We start from the raw sequence: 18,876 nt of genomic DNA, 5'->3' as shown, positions 1-18,876 counted from the left end.
CTCAGGAGGTCCGGCGGCGCAGGTGGAGTACGGCGGGCACCAGGAGACAGACGGCGCCGAGCACGCCCACGCCCAGCACGATCCACGGCAGGTACTCGCGCAGGCCGGAGGTATCGTCGCCGGACGCGCGCTGTTCCTCCAACTCGTCCTCGGTGCCCACCTGGACGCTGCTCACCGGGGTCGCGGCGCTCACCGTGCAGTCGCCGAACCCGGGCAGGGTGAAGGTCTCGGTGGCCACGCGCACCTCGTAGAAGCCCAGCGGGGGCTCCCAGTCCTCCCAGGCCAGGGTGGGCGGATCGTCACCGGTGAGCAGCCTGCCGTCGCTGCCGGAGAGGTCGGCGGTGAGCGTTCCGGCCCGTTCGGCGGCCGCCGCCATGTCGTCGGCGCTGATCCCCGGGAGGGGCTCGGGGTTGGGCACCACGACGAGTTCGAGATCGGTCGTGGCCTCCTCGCCGGTCTCCTCCTCGGGCTCGAGTTCGGCGGCAAGGGACAGGGAGACCTCGGGCTGGCCGTCGGAGGAGCTGCTCACCACGGGGAAGAGCTGCCCGATCACGGTGAGAGTGCCGGAGCCCTGGTCGCAGGAGACGTCAGCGGGCCTGACGTAGGCGTGGGAGGGGCCTTCGGGGGAGGGTTCGGCCGCGCCGAGGGTGGCCGGTGCCAGCACAAGGGTCACGGCGAGGGCGGACAGGACACGTGGGAAGCGGGGGGCCCAGTTCATACGGCATGAGCATAGGCCGCACCCAAGCAAAAAAGAAGGTTTCTTTCCTGTTTTGTTGTGCGAGCGTCCGGGCTGCCGGGCGGGTTCGGGTTTCGCGCTCCCCCCACCCCCGATCGCCCGCCCGCGCCGGAGACCGGTTCGGCTCCGTACCTCTCGACGCAGAGGCTCGGTCGAGACCCGGGGCCTTCGAGCGCTCGCGAGCGAGTCCGCCCGGGCTCCGCGGACGACTCTGCTGCTTGAACCCCTGTTCCTCCTCAGAGCCGGAGCGGTGCGCGCCCTGGCGCTCGCGTGCCCGGGGGCGCGGCTCGGCTCGCTGGGCCAGGTTCGTCCCGGCAACACGGTCTGGCCCAGTGCACGCCTCTCAACGCTGGCGGCCCGGCCCGAGATCCTCTTCGGAGCCGGAGCCGGAGCCGGAGCCGGAGCCGGAGCCGGAGCCGGAGCCGGAGCCTGAGCCGGAGCTGGTACGCGCCCTCGTGTCTGGTTCCGGGCCCGTCCCCGATCCGGGGTCAGGCTCGGCCTGTGGGGGCTTGGACGACAGGAGCGACAATCCCGCCCAACCCACGTCCGCCACCGTCATCACCAGACGCGACAGCACCGCCACCACCAGGGCCGCGCCCGCGTCCACCACCGGGGCCAGTGCCACCACCAACACCACCTCGCGCACCCCCAGCCCCGCGGGCGCGAAGACCACCAGCAGGCCCAGGGTCCAGGCCAGCGCGTAGGCTCCCACCGCCGGACCCACCGATCTCAGCGCCTCGCCGCCCACGGCCCAGGTCAGCAACCACACGTGCGCGCCCAACGGCACCCACGCCACCAGGGTCCAGGCCACGGACGCCGCGACCGAACGCCCACCGATCACCAGCGGACCGGCGTCCGCCACCTCGCGGAACCGCGCGAACGGACGCGCGGCCAACCGCACTCCCCACCCCAACACCCTCGGGTGCAGGCAGGCCAACAGCACCGGCGCGGCCGCGAGTGCCCACCACCACCGTCGGGCCGCTTCGGCGGAGGATAGCGGTAGGGCCACGGCCGCGACCGCCAGACTCACGGCCACCGTCACCGCGATCGCCAGCAAGGTGGCCGCAGCCCCGCGTGATCTCGGGACCCTCCAGTCGCGGGCCAGCTCCACTTGGGCGACGAACGCCCACACCGACCCCGGCAGGTACTTGCCGAGCTGGCCCACGAACATCACCCGGGCGGCAGCCGCCCTCGGCAACGGCGATCCCAGTCCGGCCAGGAGGGACCGCCACGCCATCATCTGCGCGGCGAGCCCCAGCATCCCGGCCAGGACCGCGGTGGGCAGCACCCAGAGGGGGAGTTCGGAGACGGCGGCCCGAGCCTGCGTCCAGTTGGCGTAGAGGGCGGCGGCCGCGCACGCGCACACCACCGCGAGCAGGGCCAGGCGCACCCAGGAGTTCCGTCGAAGCCGAGTCAGCACCCCCCAAGCCTATGCCGGGCGCGCGGGGCGCCCCCGGTTGTCCACAGGCCGGATCGGGGCCGCGGTCACCGGGTGGCGCCCGAGACCCGGTACCGCCGGACGCGTAGGCTGAGCCGTTATGAGTGGTGCGAACGACCCTGCCCCCATTCCCACACCGACGGCGTCCGCCATGCGTAGGGCCCTGGCCCGCGCCCGGGACGGCAAGACTCTCGACGTCACCGAGGCCGAGGTGCTGCTGCACGCCCGGGACGAGGACCTCGACCAACTCCTCGAGTACGCGGGACGGGCCCGTGACGCGGGCCTGGAGGCGGCGGGCCGTCCCGGCGTCATCACCTACAGCCGCAAGGTCTTCGTCCCCCTGACCCGCCTGTGCCGCGACCGCTGTCACTACTGCACCTTCGCCACGGTCCCCGGCCGACTCGACGCGCCCTTCATGTCCCCGGACGAGGTCCTGGAGATCGCCCGCGAGGGCGCCGCCATGGGCTGTAAGGAAGTCCTGATCACCCTGGGGGACCGCCCCGAGGACCGCTGGAAACAGGCCGCCGAGTGGCTCAACTCACGCGGCTACGACGACACCCTCTCCTACGTGCGCGCCATGGCGATCATGGTCCTGGAGGAGACCGGTCTGCTCCCGCACCTCAACCCCGGCGTGCTGACCTGGTCGGACCTCCAACGGCTCAAGCCCGTCGCCCCCTCCATGGGGATGATGCTGGAGACCACCTCCAGGCGGCTGTTCACCGAGAAGGGGCAGCCCCACTACGGCAGCCCCGACAAGGACCCCGTCGTACGGCTGCGCGCGCTGGAGGACGCCGGGCGTTCCAGCGTCCCCTTCACCACCGGCATCCTGCTCGGGATCGGCGAGACGGTCGCCGACCGAGCCGAGTCCATCTTCGCGATGCGCGGGGTCTCCCGCCGATACGGCGGCGTCCAGGAGGTCATCGTGCAGAACTTCCGGGCCAAGCCGGACACCGCGATGATGCACCGCCCCGACGCCGAACGCGACATGATGGCCGCCACCATCGCCGTCACCCGCCTCGTCATGGGTCCCAAGGCGCACGTCCAGGCGCCGCCCAACCTCATCGGCGCGGACCAGGGCGGCGTGGACGAATACGAGCTGATGATCCGCGCGGGCATCGACGACTGGGGCGGTGTCTCACCCCTCACCGCCGACCACGTCAACCCCGAGCGCCCCTGGCCGCAGATCGACGACCTCGCCGCCCGCACGGCCGCTCAGGGCTTCACCCTGCGTGAACGCCTCACCGTGTACCCGGAGTACATCCGGGCGGGCGAACCCTGGGTCGATCCGCGCCTGCGCGAGCACGTCCACGCGCTCGTGGACCCGGAGACCGGCCTGGCCCGCGAGGACGCGCCCCTGGTGGGACGCCCCTGGCAGGAGCCCGAAGCGGTCCTGACCTCCTCCGGCCGCACCGACCTGCACACGGAGATCGACTCCGAGGGCCGCACCGGTGACCGGCGCGGCGACTTCGACGCGGTCTACGGCGACTGGGACGAACTCGCCCCCGGCGTGGACCGTGAGGGAGCCACACCCCGACGCCTGGACCCCGAGATCGCCGCCGCCCTACGCAGCGCCGAAAGCGACCCGGCCGGGCTCAGTGACGCCGAGGCGCTGGCCCTGCTGCACGCCGACGGCGACGCCCTGGACGCGCTCACCGACCTCGCCGACCGGGTTCGCCGTGACACCGTCGGCGACGACGTCACCTACGTCGTGACCAGGAACATCAACTTCACCAACGTCTGCTACACCGGCTGCCGGTTCTGCGCCTTCGCCCAGCGCCGCACCGACGCGGACGCCTACACGCTGTCCTTGGACCAGGTGGCCGACCGCGCCGAGGAGGCCTGGAAGGCCGGTGCCACCGAGGTGTGCATGCAGGGCGGTATCCACCCGGATCTGCCCGGGACCGCCTACTTCGACATCACCAGGGCCGTCCGCGAACGCGTCCCGGACATGCACGTCCACGCCTTCAGCCCGATGGAGGTGGTCAACGGCGCGGCCCGCACCAACCTGCCGGTGCGCGAGTGGCTGACCCGTGCCCGGGAGGCCGGACTGGGGTCCGTCCCGGGGACCGCGGCCGAGATCCTCGACGACGAGGTCCGGTGGGTGCTCACCAAGGGCAAACTCCCCGCCAGCGAGTGGATCGAGGTCATCACCAACGCCCACGACCTGGGCATTCCCACCACGTCCACGATGATGTACGGGCACGTGGACTCGCCTCACCACTGGGTGGCGCACATCAAGCTGCTGCGCTCACTCCAGGAACGGTCGATGGAGCGCAACGGCAGGCCCGGGTTCACGGAGTTCGTGCCGCTGCCGTTCGTGCACACCAACGCGCCGATCTACCTCGCCGGGCTCGCCCGCACGGGACCGACCGTCCGGGAGAACCGCGCGGTGCACGCGCTGGCCCGTCTCCTCCTGCACGGAAGCATCCACAACATCCAGGGCTCCTGGGTCAAGCTCGCAGAGGACACCTTCCGCCAGTTGCTGCGAGGCGGCGTCAACGACGTCGGCGGCACCCTCATGGAGGAGACCATCAGCCGCATGGCCGGTTCCGGCCAGGGCTCGTACAAGACGATCAGCGACATCAAGGCACTCGTCGAACCCACGGGCCGACCGGTCCGCCAGCGCACCACCACCTACGGGGCGGTCCCGGAGGAGCGCCGCCGCGTCGCCGAGGCCAGTGACGGGGTGGCGCCCAGCATCCTGCGCCCCCGGCTCCCCCTGGCCTGACCAGGAACGACCAAGGAGGGGCGGGACGCCGGGGGCTGGCGTCCCGCCCCTCCTCGGTCAGCCTCTGCGGCGTCCCAGCGCCGTGAGGACCGCACCGGCCACGGCCGTGTTGGGAGCGTCGGCCCACCACACGTCCGGGAAGGGACGTTGGGGCGAGGAGGGGGTCAGGCGTCAGCGATGTCCTTCTTGGCGGATCGGAGCATGCTCCCCGGGATCACCACGAGGCGTTCGTCGTTTCCGACCCTGAGGCCCTCCGGAAGCCGGTCGTGGAAGAGTTCGGTCGCGTCGCGACCCACCACCGCCACGTCGCCGTTGTCGAGCTCCCAGATCTCCGGGCAGTCGTCGTTGACCCGGCTCACCTCGAGTTCCGCTGCGGTCCTGCCCAGACGCCTCGCGAAGCGTGCTGAGGGGTCGACATCCCAGAGACGTTCCATGTGGTTCCTTTCAACGCTGGGGCGGGGATAAGCGTGCCCGTGAACTCCTGAGCCTCCCACAGGAACACTTGGGAGAGTTTTTCCCGAGGGAAACCACGCTGCCTCTGGTGGTGCGCCTCGAAGGCTCTGACCTCGGGTGAGGTGGGATTGCGAGGAGGACTCGAACTGCACATGCTTCTGCGCGTGCATTTGTTCCGGAGTCTCATGATTTGTGTCCCCATCAGAGCTGGGGTATTTCCACTCTTACCAGGACCTGTGTGTCAGGTGGGTATTTCTCAGTTTTTGGGTCCGGTCACGAAGGAGGGGCGGGACGCCGGGGGGATGGCGTCCCGCCCCTTTTTCTCGGGGCGGCCCGTCGGGGATGGGAGTGAGGCGACGGGGCGCTGACCGCGGGGTGGGAGTGACCCCGCGGGGTCGGGGTTACTGGAGTCGCGCCGAGATGGTGTTCGCGAAGTCGTAGTTGTTGGTGGCGTCCCAGTTGATGGACCAGGTCATCACGCCGCCGATCTGCCCGTACGGGGTGTCGGGGGAGAAGGAGCCGCAGTCGCTGCCGGTCTCGAGGCAGTCCAGGGCGGAGACGATGCCGCTGGGCGCCAGGTAGCCGCCTCCGGCGGCGGAGGGGACGGCGGGCAGGCCCAGTCCGACCTGGTCGGGGCTCAGGCCCATCTCCAGCTGGATGCAGGCCAGCGCGGCGACGAAGTCGCTCGTGCCCTGCTGGTACACGCTGTCGTCACATCCGAGCATGGAGCCCGAGTTGTAGTACTGCATGTTCACGATGGTGAGGATGTCGGAGATGTTGCTGGCCAGCTGGTAGTACCCGGCGCTGGGGCTCTGGAAGTCGATGGTCTGGGGGGCCATCGCGATGATGAGCTCGGACCCGGCCTGGCCGCTGAGGTCCTGGAGGGCGCTCGTCATGTGCTCGGCGTCGATGCCGTGCTCCAGGTCGATGTCCACGCCGTCGAACCCGTAGTCCTGCATGAGTTCGTAGGTGGTGTCGGCGAAGTTCTGCGCCTGCGTGGGGTTGGTGACGTCCACGTGGCCGATCTCGCCGCCCACGGAGATGATCACCTTGCGGCCCTCGGCCTGGATGGCGGCGATGTCCTCACGGAACTCCGCGTCGGTGTAGCCGTTGAGCTCGTCGCTGGCCAGGTTGAAGGTGATGCCGCCGTCGAGCTCGGGGTGGTTGTCGGCGAAGGCGACCGCCACGAGGTTGTACTCGCTGGGGATGTCGGACAGCGGCATCACGGTGGAGCCGTTGTCGAAGTTGTGCCAGTAGCCGGTGAGCCACTGGCTGGTCTGTTGGGTCTCGACTGATTCGGGGGTGGTCGAGGCCTGTGCGGGTTCCGGGGCCAGTGCGCCGCCTGAGGTGACGAACGCGGTGGCCGCCGCGGCGAGGCCGCTGAGGATCGCGAGCCTGGTGTTCCGGGTGTTGAGCATGGGGAGTGCTCCTTTCGTCGAGCGGGGTGACGAAGGCGTGCTCTGTGAGCCGGTAATTGTTAGGAAACTTTAAAGTTACGGTCCGCGACAGTCAACGGAAATGGTTAGGAAAGTTTGTGGTTTTCTTGGGCACCCGGTACCAGTCACATTCCGTAGTGACCGCTCCCGCTGTCCCGAATGTCCAAGTCACGCGCGAGCTTCGTGAACACGTCGTAGTCGATGTCCCCCGAGCGGTACAGGGACATGAGGGAGTCACGGCGGGCCTGGTTGATCTGGGCCAGCGTCTCCTTGCGGTCCCGGGCGTCCTCCTTGACCTGGGCGAGGTCGGCCCCGTCCCCGTCCAGCAGCCCCTTCACGTGCCCGATCCGCTTGCTGAACCGATCGCGCATGGCGTCCGCTGACTTGTCGTCCAGATCACCCTCGGTGAGCATCTCGTCCACCTTGCGCACGGCCGCGCAGTCCATCTCGTACTCGGCGCGCAGGAACTCCTTGTGTCGGGTGCCCTCGTCGGTCAGTCCCAACTTGCGCAGCAGCCACGGAAGTGTCGTGCCCTGACCCACGAGCGTGCCCATCACCACAACGCCGGCGATGAAGATCAGCGCGCCCCGCTCGGTGAACTCCTGCCCTTGCAGGGTCGCGGGCAACGACAACGCGATGGCCAGGGACACGGCCCCGCGCATCCCGCTCCAGCCGATCGCGACGCGCTCACGGAAGCTCGACACGTCCAGCCGGGATTTCGTCAGGAAACGTTGCACTGAGGTCAGGAACAACATCAGCACCATGCGCAACACCATCGCGGTGACCGTCACCACCAGCGCCACCGCCAGTAGTTGGACGAACGCGAAGTTCTCCCGCACCGCCCGCACCACCGAGTCCAGCTGCAACCCCAGGAGCACGAACAGCATCGCCTCCAACAGGCTCACCAGGGTGCTCCAGACGGTCTGGCCGCTCACCCTCACCCGGGGCGGCAGCAGCCCCTCACCGTGGGTGCCCAGGTAGAACCCGGCCACCACGGCCGACAGCACCCCGGAGAACCCCGCCATCTCGGAGGGGATGTAGGCCACGAAGGGGGTGATGAGCACCGTCATCAACTGGAGGGAGGGGTCCTGGATCCGACTGCGTCCCCACGCGATCACCACCGCGACCACGACGCCGTAGAGCAGTCCGCCCAGCACCACCTTGCCCAGCTCCAGGAAGGCGTCCCCCGGCGTCAGCGGGCGCATCATGGCGGTGATCGCCAGACTGAACAGCGTCAGCGCGACCCCGTCGTTGATCAGGGATTCACCCTCGAGGATGGTCAGCACCCGGCGCGGGGTACCGGCCCTCTTGAGGATCGCCGAGGCCGCCACCGCGTCGGTCGGGGCGATCGCCGCGCCCAGCGCGATCGCGGCGGGCCAGCCCGCGTCAGGGATCAGCAGGTGGATGACGGCGGCCAGACCGAACGCCGTCGCCAGCGTCATCCCCACCGACATCACGATGATGGGCCGCGCCAGGTCCCGCATGTCCCTGGGCGAGGAGAAGAAGGCCGCGTTGTAGATCAGCGGTGGCAGGAACACCAGGAGGATGACCTCCGGTGCGATGGACATCGAGTTCATCCACGGCACCACCCCGAGGAGCATGCCGAGCATCACCAGCACCACCGCGCCCGGAATCCTGATCCGCCCGGCGACCAGCTGGCCCACGATGACCGCGACCACCACGACCAGCGTGGCGATCACGTAGTGCTCGACGGACATACCGGCTCCCTCCGACGGCCCGGCCCCCGCCCCAGCATGCCGGGGCGGGGACGGGCCGCGACGGAGGACGCGCCGCCGACGACCTCGGGGTCAGCGCACCACCATGAAGGCGTCCGGGTCCCGGGGCGGCCGGTCCTTGGGCGCCTCGGCCGCGTAGCCCACGGCGACCGCGCCCATCGGACGCCAGTCCTCGGGCACCTCCAGGACCTCGCGCACCACGTCGGCGCAGAACATCGTGGAGGAGATCCACGCCGAGCCCAGGCCCTCCATAGCCAGGCCCACCAGCAGGCTCTGCACCCCCGCGCCCATGGCCACCAGGAACATCGACCGCTCGGCGTCGGCGCGACGCTCGTCCGGATACGGGTGGGCCCCGTCCGCGACCAGGAACGGCACCACCAGGCTGGGCGCGCCACGCAGCACGTCGCCGCGCCTGGTCCGCCTCGCGATCTGCTCCTCCGTGAACCCGTCGCCGCGCAGGTCCTCCACCCAGGCCCGGAGCATCGCGTCGAGCAGCCGCTCACGGGTCTCCGCGGACTCCACCAGGACGAACCGCCAGGGAGTGGTGTGGTGCGGCGCCGGGGCGGTCACGGCGGTGGCCACCGCACGGCGCACCAGGGCCGGGTCCACCGGCTGTTCGGTGAAGGAGCGCACGGTCCGCCGGGCCGCCACCACGTCCCGGGAGCCGTAACGGAACAGGTCGTCGTCGGCGGGGCGGATCAGTTCCGCCGCCCCGGGGCCGTCCTCCTCGGTGACCAGGTCGCCCAGGCCCGAGACCACGGCCACCGGCACCCCGGAGGTCTTGCCCTTGACCAGCTCACCGGCGGCGGCGACCTCGTCGGCCACCGCGTTGATCGTGGCCTCCATGACGTTGCCCTGGGAGTCGGTGGTGCCGCGCAGGTCCTGGACCGCCGTGATCCCGGCCGCGCCGATGGCCACGTCGGTCTGGCCCATCCGCCACGGGCGGCCGAACGTGTCCGAGACCACCACGCCCACCCGCACGCCCAGGAGTTCGGCCAGGCGGGCCCGCAGGGCGCGCGCCGAGGCGTCGGAGTCCTCGGGCAGCAGCAGCACGGTGCCGGGAGCGACGTTCGAGGCGTCCACTCCGGCGGCGGCCATGACCAGGCCCGACCGGTGCTGCACGATCCGGATGTGGCCCATCCGCGCCACCACCCGCTCGGTCTCGGCGTCGATCGCCGCCTCCCGGTCGTCACCCGGTTGGGAACGCCCCTCGGCCTTGCTCACGATCTTGGAGGTGACCACCAGGACGTCGCCGTCCACCAGCGGTTGGCCGGAAGCGGCCACGGCGTCGGCGACCAGCGCGGCGAGGTCGTCGCCCGCGCTCACCTCGGGGATTCCGGCAAGCCCGCGGACCCGCAGCTCACCCACCCTGGGTTGGGCCTCGTGGTCGCTCTCGGAGCGCGTTTGGACGGTCAACGGCCCTGCTCCCCTCGCGCGGACAGCTCCACGGCCAGGTCCACGGCGGCACGGGCGAGCGCCTCGGTGGACTCCGGGTCGCTCATGTACAGCGGGCGGGACCGCACCTCCACACCGTCCACCTTGGTGTCGGCGTCGGCCTCGTCCACCAGCCAGCCGTCCAGAAGGTCGGAGCCGAGGTGGTCGGCGACCGCGCCCGCGCTGGTCTCCACGCCGATGGCGCTGAGGCAGGCGTCCGCCATCCCGCGCACGGGGGCGCCACCGATGATCGGAGAGACGCCCACCACGGTCTTGCCCACCATGGCCTCACGAATGCCCTCGATGTTGAGGATGGAGCCCACGCTCACCACGGGGTTGGACGGCGGGATGATCACCGCGTCGGCGTTGCGGATGGCGCGGACCACGCCGGGGGCGGGCTTGGCCTTCTCGGCACCCATGCTGATGATCTGCTCGGCGGGCAGCGCGGCCCGGTGCCTGATCCACCACTCCTGGAAGTGGATGGCCCGGCGGCCCTCCTCGTCGTTGACGATCACGTGTGTCTCGACCTGGTCGTCGGTCATCGGGATGAGCCGTACTCCCGGCTGCCAGCGGTCGCACAGGGCCGTGGTGATGGCGGAGAGCGGGTACCCGGCGGCGATCATCTGGGCCCGGACGATGTGGGTGGCGGTGTCGCGGTCACCCAGCCCGAACCAGGTGGGCTTCATGCCGTAGGCCGCCAGTTCCTCCTTGACCGTGAAGGTCTCGTCGGTACGGCCCCAGCCCTGCTCCTCGTTGATCCCGCCGCCGAGGGTGTACATGACGGTGTCCAGATCCGGGCAGATCCGGAGACCGAAGAGGGTGATGTCGTCACCGGTGTTGCCGATGACGGTGATCTGGTGGTCTGTGGCCTGGTCGGACTCGGTCGCGGCGTCGATTCCCAGGGTGGCCTTGAGGCCACGGAGGAAGCGCGCGCCGCCGATACCGCCAGCCGGTACGACTATCCGCATGCGCCCAAGTCTGGCAGGCTGGGGGCGAGTATGGGTCGTCTGCCCCTGCGTGGGTACGATCCAGCGTGACCCTTCCGGTACCGACGGTGTGTGAACCATCGGACGGTGGTCGCCATCCCACTTCATCGGCCCCGCGCTCGCTGTCCCCATGCCTCTCGAGCGCGCCTTGGCCGATCCACCCGACAGCCCGACGATTGCCAAGCTTCCTCCGACGCGACGGCGAAGCAGCAGAGGGGAACCTCTCTTGAACAACGAAACACTCGACCGCCTGCGCCTGCCCGGGGCCTGGGTCCTGCTCGGCGCCCTGGGCGTCCACATGCTCGCCGGGCTCATCTCGGTGATCATCGGCTCCAGCGCATCACCGCAGTCCAGCTTCGCCGGAGCGATGGTGGCGAACGGTGGCGACTTCTTCGGATTCACCGTCACGCTCCTGCTCGTGGTCGTGGTCGGCCTGGTACTGACCAGCGAGCGGACCCGCCCCAACTCCTTCCCTGTGATCCTGACCTCGATGATCCTGGTCGGTGTCGGTCTGCTCTTCTGGCTGATCGCCCTGATCAGCGGCTTCATCGATATTCCGCCGGGTGCTGGCGGCATCGTCTTCGCCGGGTTCCTGGGCCGCGCGGCCCAGGGTGCGGTGCTGGGCTTCTTCGGGTTCTACCTGATCAAGATCTTCAACGACCCCACCGTGGTGCCCCGGGCGCAGCCGCAGCAGCAGATGTACAACCAGCAGCCGTTCCCGCCCGCGACCGGTGCGCAGCAGTCCTTCGCCCCGGCGGGCTACCCGTCCACCGACCCGGCCGCCGCCCAGCAGCAGGCCTACGGTTACGACGCCGCTGCCCAGCAGCAGGCCGCGTACGGCCAGGACGCCGCCGCCCAGCAGCAGGCCTACGGTTACGACGCCGCTGCCCAGCCACAGGCGGCCTATGGTTACGACGCCTCGGGTCAGCAGGCGGCCTATGGTCAGGACGCTGCCGCTCAGCAGCAGGCGTACGGGACCGGCGCCCAGCAGGCTTATGGTCAGGACGCCGCTGCCCAGCAGCAGGCCGCCTACGGCTATGACGCCTCGGGTCAGCAGGCGGCCTATGGTCAGGACGCTGCCGCTCAGCAGCAGGCCTACGGAACCGGCGCCCAGCAGGCCTACGGTTACGACGCCGCCGCCCAGCAGCAGGCCGCCTACGGCCAGGACCCCGCCGCCCAGCAGGCCTACGGTTACGACACCTCCGGCCAGCCGCAGGCGTACAACTACGACGCCTCCGGTCAGCAGGCCGCCTACGGCCAGGACGCCGCCGCGCAGCAGCAGGCGTACGGGACCGGCGCCCAGCAGTCCTACGGCCAGGCCTACGACCCCTCGCAGTACGCGCCGCAGCCCGCCGTGGACCAGCAGGCCCAGGACGCCATCGCCAATGGCTGGTACCAGGACCAGGGTCAGCAGGGGCAGGAAGCCCAGGCCGACCCCGGAGTTGAACCATTCTTTAACTCCGGCGAGAACAATGGGTCGGAGGCGGCCGACCAGAGCGGCGGCACCTACGGCAGCCAGTACGGTTCCGGCTCCGGATACGGCTCTGACCAGCAAGGACAGGGCGGAACCGACGGCCAGCAGAACTGGTACGGCACCGACGGCCAGCGCTGAACCGACTCGGTTCGCCACGCTCTCCACGCCTTGGGAAGGTACGTGAATTGCGTGGTAATCCACAAGACGGACATCGCGGGCCTGCCGTTGGAGGTGGGTTACATGATATTCAGTGGATTACCACGCAGTGCGCTTGACTCACAGTGATGCGCGCGCGTGTAATTCCAATGTGGGATTTTCGCCCGACCCGGGGGACGAAAAGGGTCGGGTACATCTATTGGGGGGCAACAGGAGGTGCGCATGAGCGAGGTCATCCCGCTGGCGCACGGCTCGGACGAAGATCTGGGCTGGCAGGAACGTGCCCTGTGCGCGCAGACCGACCCGGAGGCGTTCTTCCCCGAGAAGGGCGGCTCGACCCGGGAGGCTAAGAAGGTCTGCCAGTCGTGCGAGGTACGTGCGGAGTGCCTGGAATACGCGCTGGAGCACGACGAGCGCTTCGGCATCTGGGGGGGACTCTCCGAGCGCGAGCGCCGAAGGCTGAAGAAGGCCGCCGGGGGAGATTTCGATTTCCTGGCGGACATGCTGTAGGGGTACGCGTCACGGCGCGTCCGGGCCACGAGCCCGGGCGCGCCTTTTTCATGTTCCATACCCTTCGGGCCCTTGGACAGGATTGGTCCGACAGGTCCGCTGAGTGTCGAATGCGCCACTATGGGAGACCCTCACGCCCCCGACCAAAATGATCCGTAATGGTGCGGGGTGGCGTATCGTGATGTCCCGCGTTCGCGTCCGCGAACCGCCCCGGCGCGCACAGGCGCCCACCGACCGCCCCGGTCGGCACACCCCGGGCCCGCGCACGGGCCCGCCCCTTCTCCCGGAGAGAACCGACCACAGCCGTGCTTGACCTGGATTCCGCCCGCCACGTCGTCACCGCGGTCATCGTGTCCCACGACGGCTCACGATGGCTGCCGGAAACCCTGTCCGCGCTCCGTGCCCAGACCCGCGCCGTACAGCGGGTCGTGGCCGCAGACACGGGCAGCACCGACGGCAGCCCCGACGTCCTCGCCGACCACCTCCCGGCCGACGCCGTCATCGACCTGCCCGCCCGCACCGGCTACGGCGACGCCGTCAAGGCCGCGCTGGACCTGCCCAGGTCCACCACCGAGGTGCACGGGTTCGAGGACGACGCCACGGAGTGGATCTGGCTGATCCACGATGACCTCACCCCGGAGAAGGACGCCCTCGAACACCTGCTCGCCGCAGCCGAACAGGACCCCCGCAGCGCGGTCCTCGGGCCCAAGCTCCGCGACTGGTTCGACCGCCGCCTCCTCGTGGAGGCGGGCGTGACCATCGACGGCGCGGGCCGCCGCGAGACCGGCCTCGAACAGCGCGAGTTCGACCACGGGCAGCACGACGGCACCCGCCAGGTCCTGGCCGTCTCCAGCGCGGGCATGCTGGTTCGCCGCGACGTGTGGGAACGCCTCGGCGGGTTCGACCCGGCGCTGCCGCTGTTCCGCGACGACATCGACTTCTGCTGGCGTGTGGGCGGGGCCGGGCTCCGGGTGCGCCTGGTCACCGACGCCGTCGCCTACCACGCGGAGGCCTCCGCCCGCCGTCGCAGGCGGATCACCGCCACCCGCAACCACCCCCGCCGTGTGGACCGCAGGCACGCCGTGTTCGTGCTGCTCGCCAACCTGCCCGTCGGCGGCATGGTGTTCGCGTTGCTGCGCAACTCCGTCGGCTCGCTGCTGCGCGTGGTCATGTACCTGCTCATCAAACAACCGGCCAACGCGCTGGACGAGGCGGCCGCGATCACCCTCGTTTACGGCAGGCCGTTCCGCCTGGCCCGGGCCCGGTTCCGTCGCCGCCGCGACCGCCGCCGCACCTACAGCGCCATCCGCCCGTTCCTGGCCCGGGGTGTGGCCATGCGGCAGTTCGCCGACGCGGTCACCGGCATCCTCACTGGGGAACGGATGACCGACACCGCAGGGCGCCACCAGGCGGTGACCGCGCCACCGGGTGAGGAGGACGACGGCCCCGCCGACGACTCCACGTCCTTCCTGCGGCGCGTGGTCCTCCAACCGGGGGTCCTGCTCGTCATCGGCCTGACCGTGGTGACGATCATCGCCGAACGCTCCCTCCTCCTCGGCGGGATGCTCGCGGGCGGGGCGCTGCCGCCGGTCACCGGTAACGCCCTCGACCTGTGGAACCTCTACCTGGCGGGACACCCGGACAGCGGCGTGGGCTCCGCCGGGGCCGTCCCGCCCTACGTCGGGTTCCTGGCGCTGCTGTCCACCCTCACTTTCGGCCAGCCGTGGATCGCCGTCATGGTGATCCTCCTCGGGTGCGTCCCACTGGCCGGACTCACCTCCTACCTACTCGCACGCGAGGTGCTGCGCTTCCGCCCGGCACGCCTGTGGATGGCGGGGGCCTACGCCCTGCTCCCCATGGCCACCGGAGCCGTCGCGCAGGGCAGGCTGGGCACCGCCCTCGTCCACGCGCTGCTGCCGATCCTCGGACTGCTGCTGGTCCGCCTGGTCTCGATGCCGCCCAAACCCTCGCGCAGGGCGGCCTGGGGGCTGGGCCTCGCGCTCACAGTGGCCACCGCGTTCGTGCCCATCGTCTGGCTGCTGTGCCTGGTCACGGGGGTGCTGGTCGCGTTCGCCTTCGGGCACCTCGGCCGCCGGATCTTCGTCAGCGTGGCCATCAGCCTGGGCACGCCCGCCGTGCTCCTCATGCCCTGGACCCTCGAACTCCTGCGGCACCCCAGCCTGTGGCTGCTGGAGGCGGGGCTGCACCGGCCCGAACTGTCCAACCCCGGGGCGACCCCCACCGAACTGCTCATGCTGTCTCCGGGAGGCCCCGGAACGCCCCCGTTCTGGGTGACCGCCGGGTTCATCGCCGCCGCACTGTGCTCCCTGTTGCTGCTGCGCAACCGCATGCTGGTCGCGGCGGGTTGGAGCCTGGCCCTGTTCGGGATGCTCGTCGCCGTCCTGACCAGCCGGATCGTCATCGAGCCCTACTTCGGTGGCCCGCCCGCGCAGGTCTGGCCCGGCGTCGCCCTGTCCTTCGCCTCCACCGCCGTCCTCCTGACGGCCGCCACCGCAGCCCGCGCCTTCGGGAACATGATCCGCCACGGAGGCCTGCGGAGGTACTTCGCGCTGGCCGTGGCCCTGCTCGCGCTGGCCACGCCGGTCTCGGCCGCCGCCCTGTGGATGTGGGAGGGAGTGGACGGGCCGGTCACCGCGAACGCGCCCCGCGCCGTGCCCGGGGCCCTGGAGAGCGTGAGCTCCGATGGCACCGAACCCCGCACGGTCATCGTCACCCCCGCCGAGGACGGCAGCGTCGACTACGTGGTGGTCCGGGGGCGCGAGCCCCGGCTGGGGGAGGAGCGCATCGTCCCCGAACCGGCCAACCGCGCCGCTATGGACCAGGCTGTCGCCGAACTCGCGGCCGGCCAGGGCAGCGACCAGCTGGTCTCCCTGCTCGACCACGGTATCCAGTACGTGCTCTACCCCCGGCCGGAGCTCGGCGGGCCCGCCGACGCGACCATGGTCGACACCCTCGACGGCACCCCGGGGCTCGGCAGGCAGTCGTTGTCCAACCAGTACGGTCTCTGGCGGATCGCCGAACCCACCGGCGCGCTGCGCGTGGTCTCCGAGGACGGTCTCGAGGCCGAGGCGCTCCGAGTGGAGGGCCCCGCCGACCACCTCACCGCCGAGATCGGTGGGGGCCACACCGGCCGCAGCCTCGCCCTCGCCGAACCCGCCGACGGCGGATGGCGGGCCACGCTGGACGGCGCCGACCTCACCCCCGTCGAGACCGAGAACGGGACGCAGGCCTGGGCCCTCCCGGTGCAGGGCGGCGAACTCCGGGTGTGGCACACCGACCTCGTGCACACCGCCTGGCGGATCACCCAGGGGGTGCTGCTGCTGATCGTGGCGGTGCTCGCGGCCCCGGGCGTGCGCACGGAGGAGGAGCGCCGACTCATCGAGGCCACCCCGATGCCCCGGCCCCGTCGTCCCCGCCGCTCGGGGAGGTCCCGCCGCGCGGCTCCGGAGAACGCGAACGTCCCGGAGGAGAATCCGGAACCCGACCCGGGGCCGACCACCACCGGGTCCATCCCGGTCGTCCGAGGCAAGCGCCGGGGGACGAGGGGTACACGAAGGGCCGGAACCCGCCGGGCCTCCGTAAGGCGCCGCACCGAGGACGAGGGGTAGGACATGCGACTGATCGTGGAGAACCGGTTCGCCCTGTTCGGGCTGGTCGCGTTGGCGCTGCTCGCCCTGTTCGGGGTGGCGTTCGTGATCCGGCCGGTCAACGCCGAGCTCGGCGTTTCCGAGCCCGACACCGTCCGCCCGGACCTGGCTGCACGGGTCTGTCCGGCCCCGCACGAGTCGTCCGACGACGCAGACAGCTCGGTGGCGGCCTTCGCGCCCCGGGTCAGCCGCGACGACGAGGGCGAGCTGTGGGCCGTCCCCCTGGCCGAGGTGGACGAGGGCGGCGCCGACGCCGAGACGCTCGGCGAGGAGCTCACCGAACCCGGCCGGGTCTGGCGCACCGACACCGGGGACGCCACTCAGCCCACAGCCCTGCACTCCGAGGGCTCCCTCGCGTCCGGGCTGGACTCGGCGCAGACCACCGTCTCCGACGACGCCATCACCGAGGTCCGCTGCGCCGCGCCGTCGATCGGCACCTGGTTCGCCCTGCCCGGCGCCGACGACCCCGACGACGTCGACCTGGAGGCCCTCACCGTGTACCTGGCCAACCCGGAGGACTTCCGGGCGACGGTCAGCGTCGACATCTACACCATGGAGGGCCCCTCCTACTCCTCGGAGAGCAGGGGCATCCACCTCGGGCCGGGGGAGTCGACCGAGCTCGACGTCACCGAGCTCATCCAGAACACCGGTTCCCTCGGCGTCCACGTGCGCACCAGCACCGGCCGCGTCGCGGCATCGCTGCTCGCCGAACACTCATCCGGCACCGGCGACTGGGTCCCGCCCACCCGCTCTCCCGACGAAGAGCACGTGATCCCCGGAGTGCCCGGGGGAGAGGGGACCCGCCGCCTGTTTGTGGCCGCCCCCGGCGACGAGCCCGTCGAGGCCCGCGTGCGCGTGGTGACCGAGGAGCCCAACGACACCGACGACGAGCCCCTCGTCCTGAACGTCCCCCCGGCCGCGTCCGCCTGGCTGACCCTGGAGAGCGCCCTCGCCGAGGCCCCCGGAACGGTCGTTGTCGAGGCCGACGGACCCGTCGTCGCCGGGGTGATCGCGGAGGCCGTCGACGGCAAGAAGGTCGTCGAGACCGCCTACACCGCCGCCGTCGACCCCCTCACCGGGCCCCTCGACACCACGGCCGTCATCCCGGACATGCCCGAGGACACCGACATGGAACTGGTCCTGGGCGCCGTCGACGAGGACGCCAGAGTCGTGGCCACCCCGATCGCCGCCGACGGGAGCATGGGCGACGCCGTCCGCGCCGAGGTCGCCGCCGGTACCACCCACGTCCTGGGCACCGACACCGACGGCTGGGGAGTCCCCTCGGGAGCCGACCCCGAGGACGGCTACGCGGTCCGCCTGGAGCTGTTGGAGGGCTCCGGCCCGGTCTACGCCGCCCGCGTGCTGCGCTCAGGGGATGCCCTCAGTGTCCTGCCCGTCACCCCCGCGCCGGTGTTGGTCCAACTCCCCGTCGTCCGGAACAGCATGACCGGCATCGTCCCCTGATCCCTGGGCAAGCTCCTTGGCAGGGGCTTGCCCAGGGGGCTTTTTCCTGCCCGGGATCGGCGCGGATCGTTTCTCGTGTCGCGGCTGGTCAATGTCTCGGACGAAAAGCGGCAGCGAAGGAAGCAGCGCCCCCAGGCCTGCGCCCAAAGGTGCCCCGTGTCGCGGCTGGTTACCGCCTGGGGCGTATTACATAACACACCCGGTCGGCTTTCGCGGGTTATCCACAAACCCATTTCTCGAGGGAAAGAAACCTGGCATTCCAGGTCGCATTCCCTCTTGCCTTCCATTCCTTTTTCTTCTATTCGCGCATACAATGGAAGCATGACCTTCTCCTTCGCGCACCACACGGTAATGGCGGGACACTCTCCCGCTGTGACCGCGATGCGCCACGCGAGGGAACAGGTCACCCACGCTCTGGCTGAGGTACCTCCGGCCGGTGCGGTGGCGGGGGTGCTGGACGAGATCTGCCACCTGTGGCAGGACATGGACCAGGCCACACTCGCCATCCTGTTGCGCCTGGCCCAAATCCAGGCCACCGGTAACCTCCTCGAAGTCGGCGGACAACGCACCCTGGCCGGATGGATCACCCAAGCCCTGGGCACCAGCCCGGCCCAGGCCCGCTCCCTGGCCTGCCTGGCCCAAGCCCTCTTCAACGAA

12 protein-coding genes and 1 pseudogene are annotated in these 18,876 nt (G+C 70.6%); 6 read left to right on the top strand and 7 right to left on the bottom strand.

What is annotated here, in order from left to right; all coding sequences use genetic code 11:
* Position 1: 1 nt before the first annotated feature.
* Together ADX84_RS11855 and ADX84_RS11850 are read right to left on the bottom strand one after the other, a co-directional pair.
* Positions 2-718 carry a hypothetical protein gene (locus ADX84_RS11855; RefSeq protein WP_049572183.1) on the bottom strand — a complete coding sequence of 239 codons (717 nt, stop codon included), beginning with the start codon at positions 716-718 and terminating at the stop codon, positions 2-4.
* A 361-nt stretch (positions 719-1,079) separates the two neighbouring features.
* The gene (locus ADX84_RS11850; RefSeq protein WP_234003935.1) at positions 1,080-2,156 is read right to left on the bottom strand and encodes a lysylphosphatidylglycerol synthase domain-containing protein; all 1,077 of its coding nucleotides are present in this window, start codon (positions 2,154-2,156) and stop codon (positions 1,080-1,082) included.
* A gap of 118 nt (positions 2,157-2,274) precedes the next feature.
* Between ADX84_RS11850 and ADX84_RS11845 the strand changes: the two genes are divergently transcribed.
* Positions 2,275-4,902 (top strand): bifunctional FO biosynthesis protein CofGH, encoded by a 2,628-nt coding sequence (locus ADX84_RS11845; protein ID WP_082206415.1) that lies wholly within the window; start codon positions 2,275-2,277, stop codon positions 4,900-4,902.
* A gap of 164 nt (positions 4,903-5,066) precedes the next feature.
* Here the strand turns inward: ADX84_RS11845 and ADX84_RS11840 are convergent, their stop codons facing one another.
* The 5 genes from ADX84_RS11840 to cofD form a co-directional block, all read right to left on the bottom strand.
* Positions 5,067-5,336 carry a hypothetical protein gene (locus tag ADX84_RS11840; RefSeq protein WP_049572173.1) on the bottom strand — a complete coding sequence of 90 codons (270 nt, stop codon included), beginning with the start codon at positions 5,334-5,336 and terminating at the stop codon, positions 5,067-5,069.
* A 420-nt stretch (positions 5,337-5,756) separates the two neighbouring features.
* The gene (locus tag ADX84_RS11835; protein ID WP_049572169.1) at positions 5,757-6,773 is read right to left on the bottom strand and encodes a chitinase; all 1,017 of its coding nucleotides are present in this window, start codon (positions 6,771-6,773) and stop codon (positions 5,757-5,759) included.
* Positions 6,774-6,916: 143 nt separating this feature from the next.
* Entirely contained in the window at positions 6,917-8,509 is a 1,593-nt protein-coding gene (locus tag ADX84_RS11830) for a Na+/H+ antiporter (protein WP_049572166.1), read from the bottom strand.
* 90 nt (positions 8,510-8,599) lie between these two features.
* Positions 8,600-9,943: a coenzyme F420-0:L-glutamate ligase gene (locus ADX84_RS11825; protein ID WP_247666209.1), complete on the bottom strand. Its 1,344-nt coding sequence runs from the start codon at positions 9,941-9,943 to the stop codon at positions 8,600-8,602.
* A complete protein-coding gene (gene cofD / locus ADX84_RS11820; protein ID WP_049572162.1) occupies positions 9,940-10,929 on the bottom strand; it encodes a 2-phospho-L-lactate transferase in 990 nt (329 codons plus the stop codon). The genes ADX84_RS11825 and cofD overlap by 4 nt, the downstream gene beginning before the upstream one ends.
* A gap of 244 nt (positions 10,930-11,173) precedes the next feature.
* Between cofD and ADX84_RS11815 the strand changes: the two genes are divergently transcribed.
* The 5 genes and pseudogenes from ADX84_RS11815 to ADX84_RS11795 form a co-directional block, all read left to right on the top strand.
* Positions 11,174-12,559 (top strand): hypothetical protein, encoded by a 1,386-nt coding sequence (locus ADX84_RS11815; protein ID WP_049572160.1) that lies wholly within the window; start codon positions 11,174-11,176, stop codon positions 12,557-12,559.
* Between the two features lie 240 nt (positions 12,560-12,799).
* Complete coding sequence (locus tag ADX84_RS11810; protein ID WP_014908913.1) at positions 12,800-13,087, top strand: WhiB family transcriptional regulator; 288 nt, start codon at positions 12,800-12,802, stop codon at positions 13,085-13,087.
* A gap of 305 nt (positions 13,088-13,392) precedes the next feature.
* Positions 13,393-16,716 carry a glycosyltransferase family 2 protein gene (locus ADX84_RS11805; protein ID WP_049572151.1) on the top strand — a complete coding sequence of 1,108 codons (3,324 nt, stop codon included), beginning with the start codon at positions 13,393-13,395 and terminating at the stop codon, positions 16,714-16,716.
* A 3-nt stretch (positions 16,717-16,719) separates the two neighbouring features.
* Positions 16,720-18,219 carry a DUF5719 family protein gene (locus ADX84_RS11800; RefSeq protein WP_049572149.1) on the top strand — a complete coding sequence of 500 codons (1,500 nt, stop codon included), beginning with the start codon at positions 16,720-16,722 and terminating at the stop codon, positions 18,217-18,219.
* 372 nt (positions 18,220-18,591) lie between these two features.
* Positions 18,592-18,876: pseudogene (locus ADX84_RS11795) on the top strand (HNH endonuclease); the annotation flags it as partial.

The organism is Nocardiopsis sp. SBT366 (genome assembly GCF_001083815.1).
Taxonomy (GTDB): Bacteria; Actinomycetota; Actinomycetes; order Streptosporangiales; family Streptosporangiaceae; genus Nocardiopsis; species Nocardiopsis prasina.
Note: the sequence above shows the minus strand (reverse complement) of the source record. Positions and strands in the feature narration are given on the sequence as shown.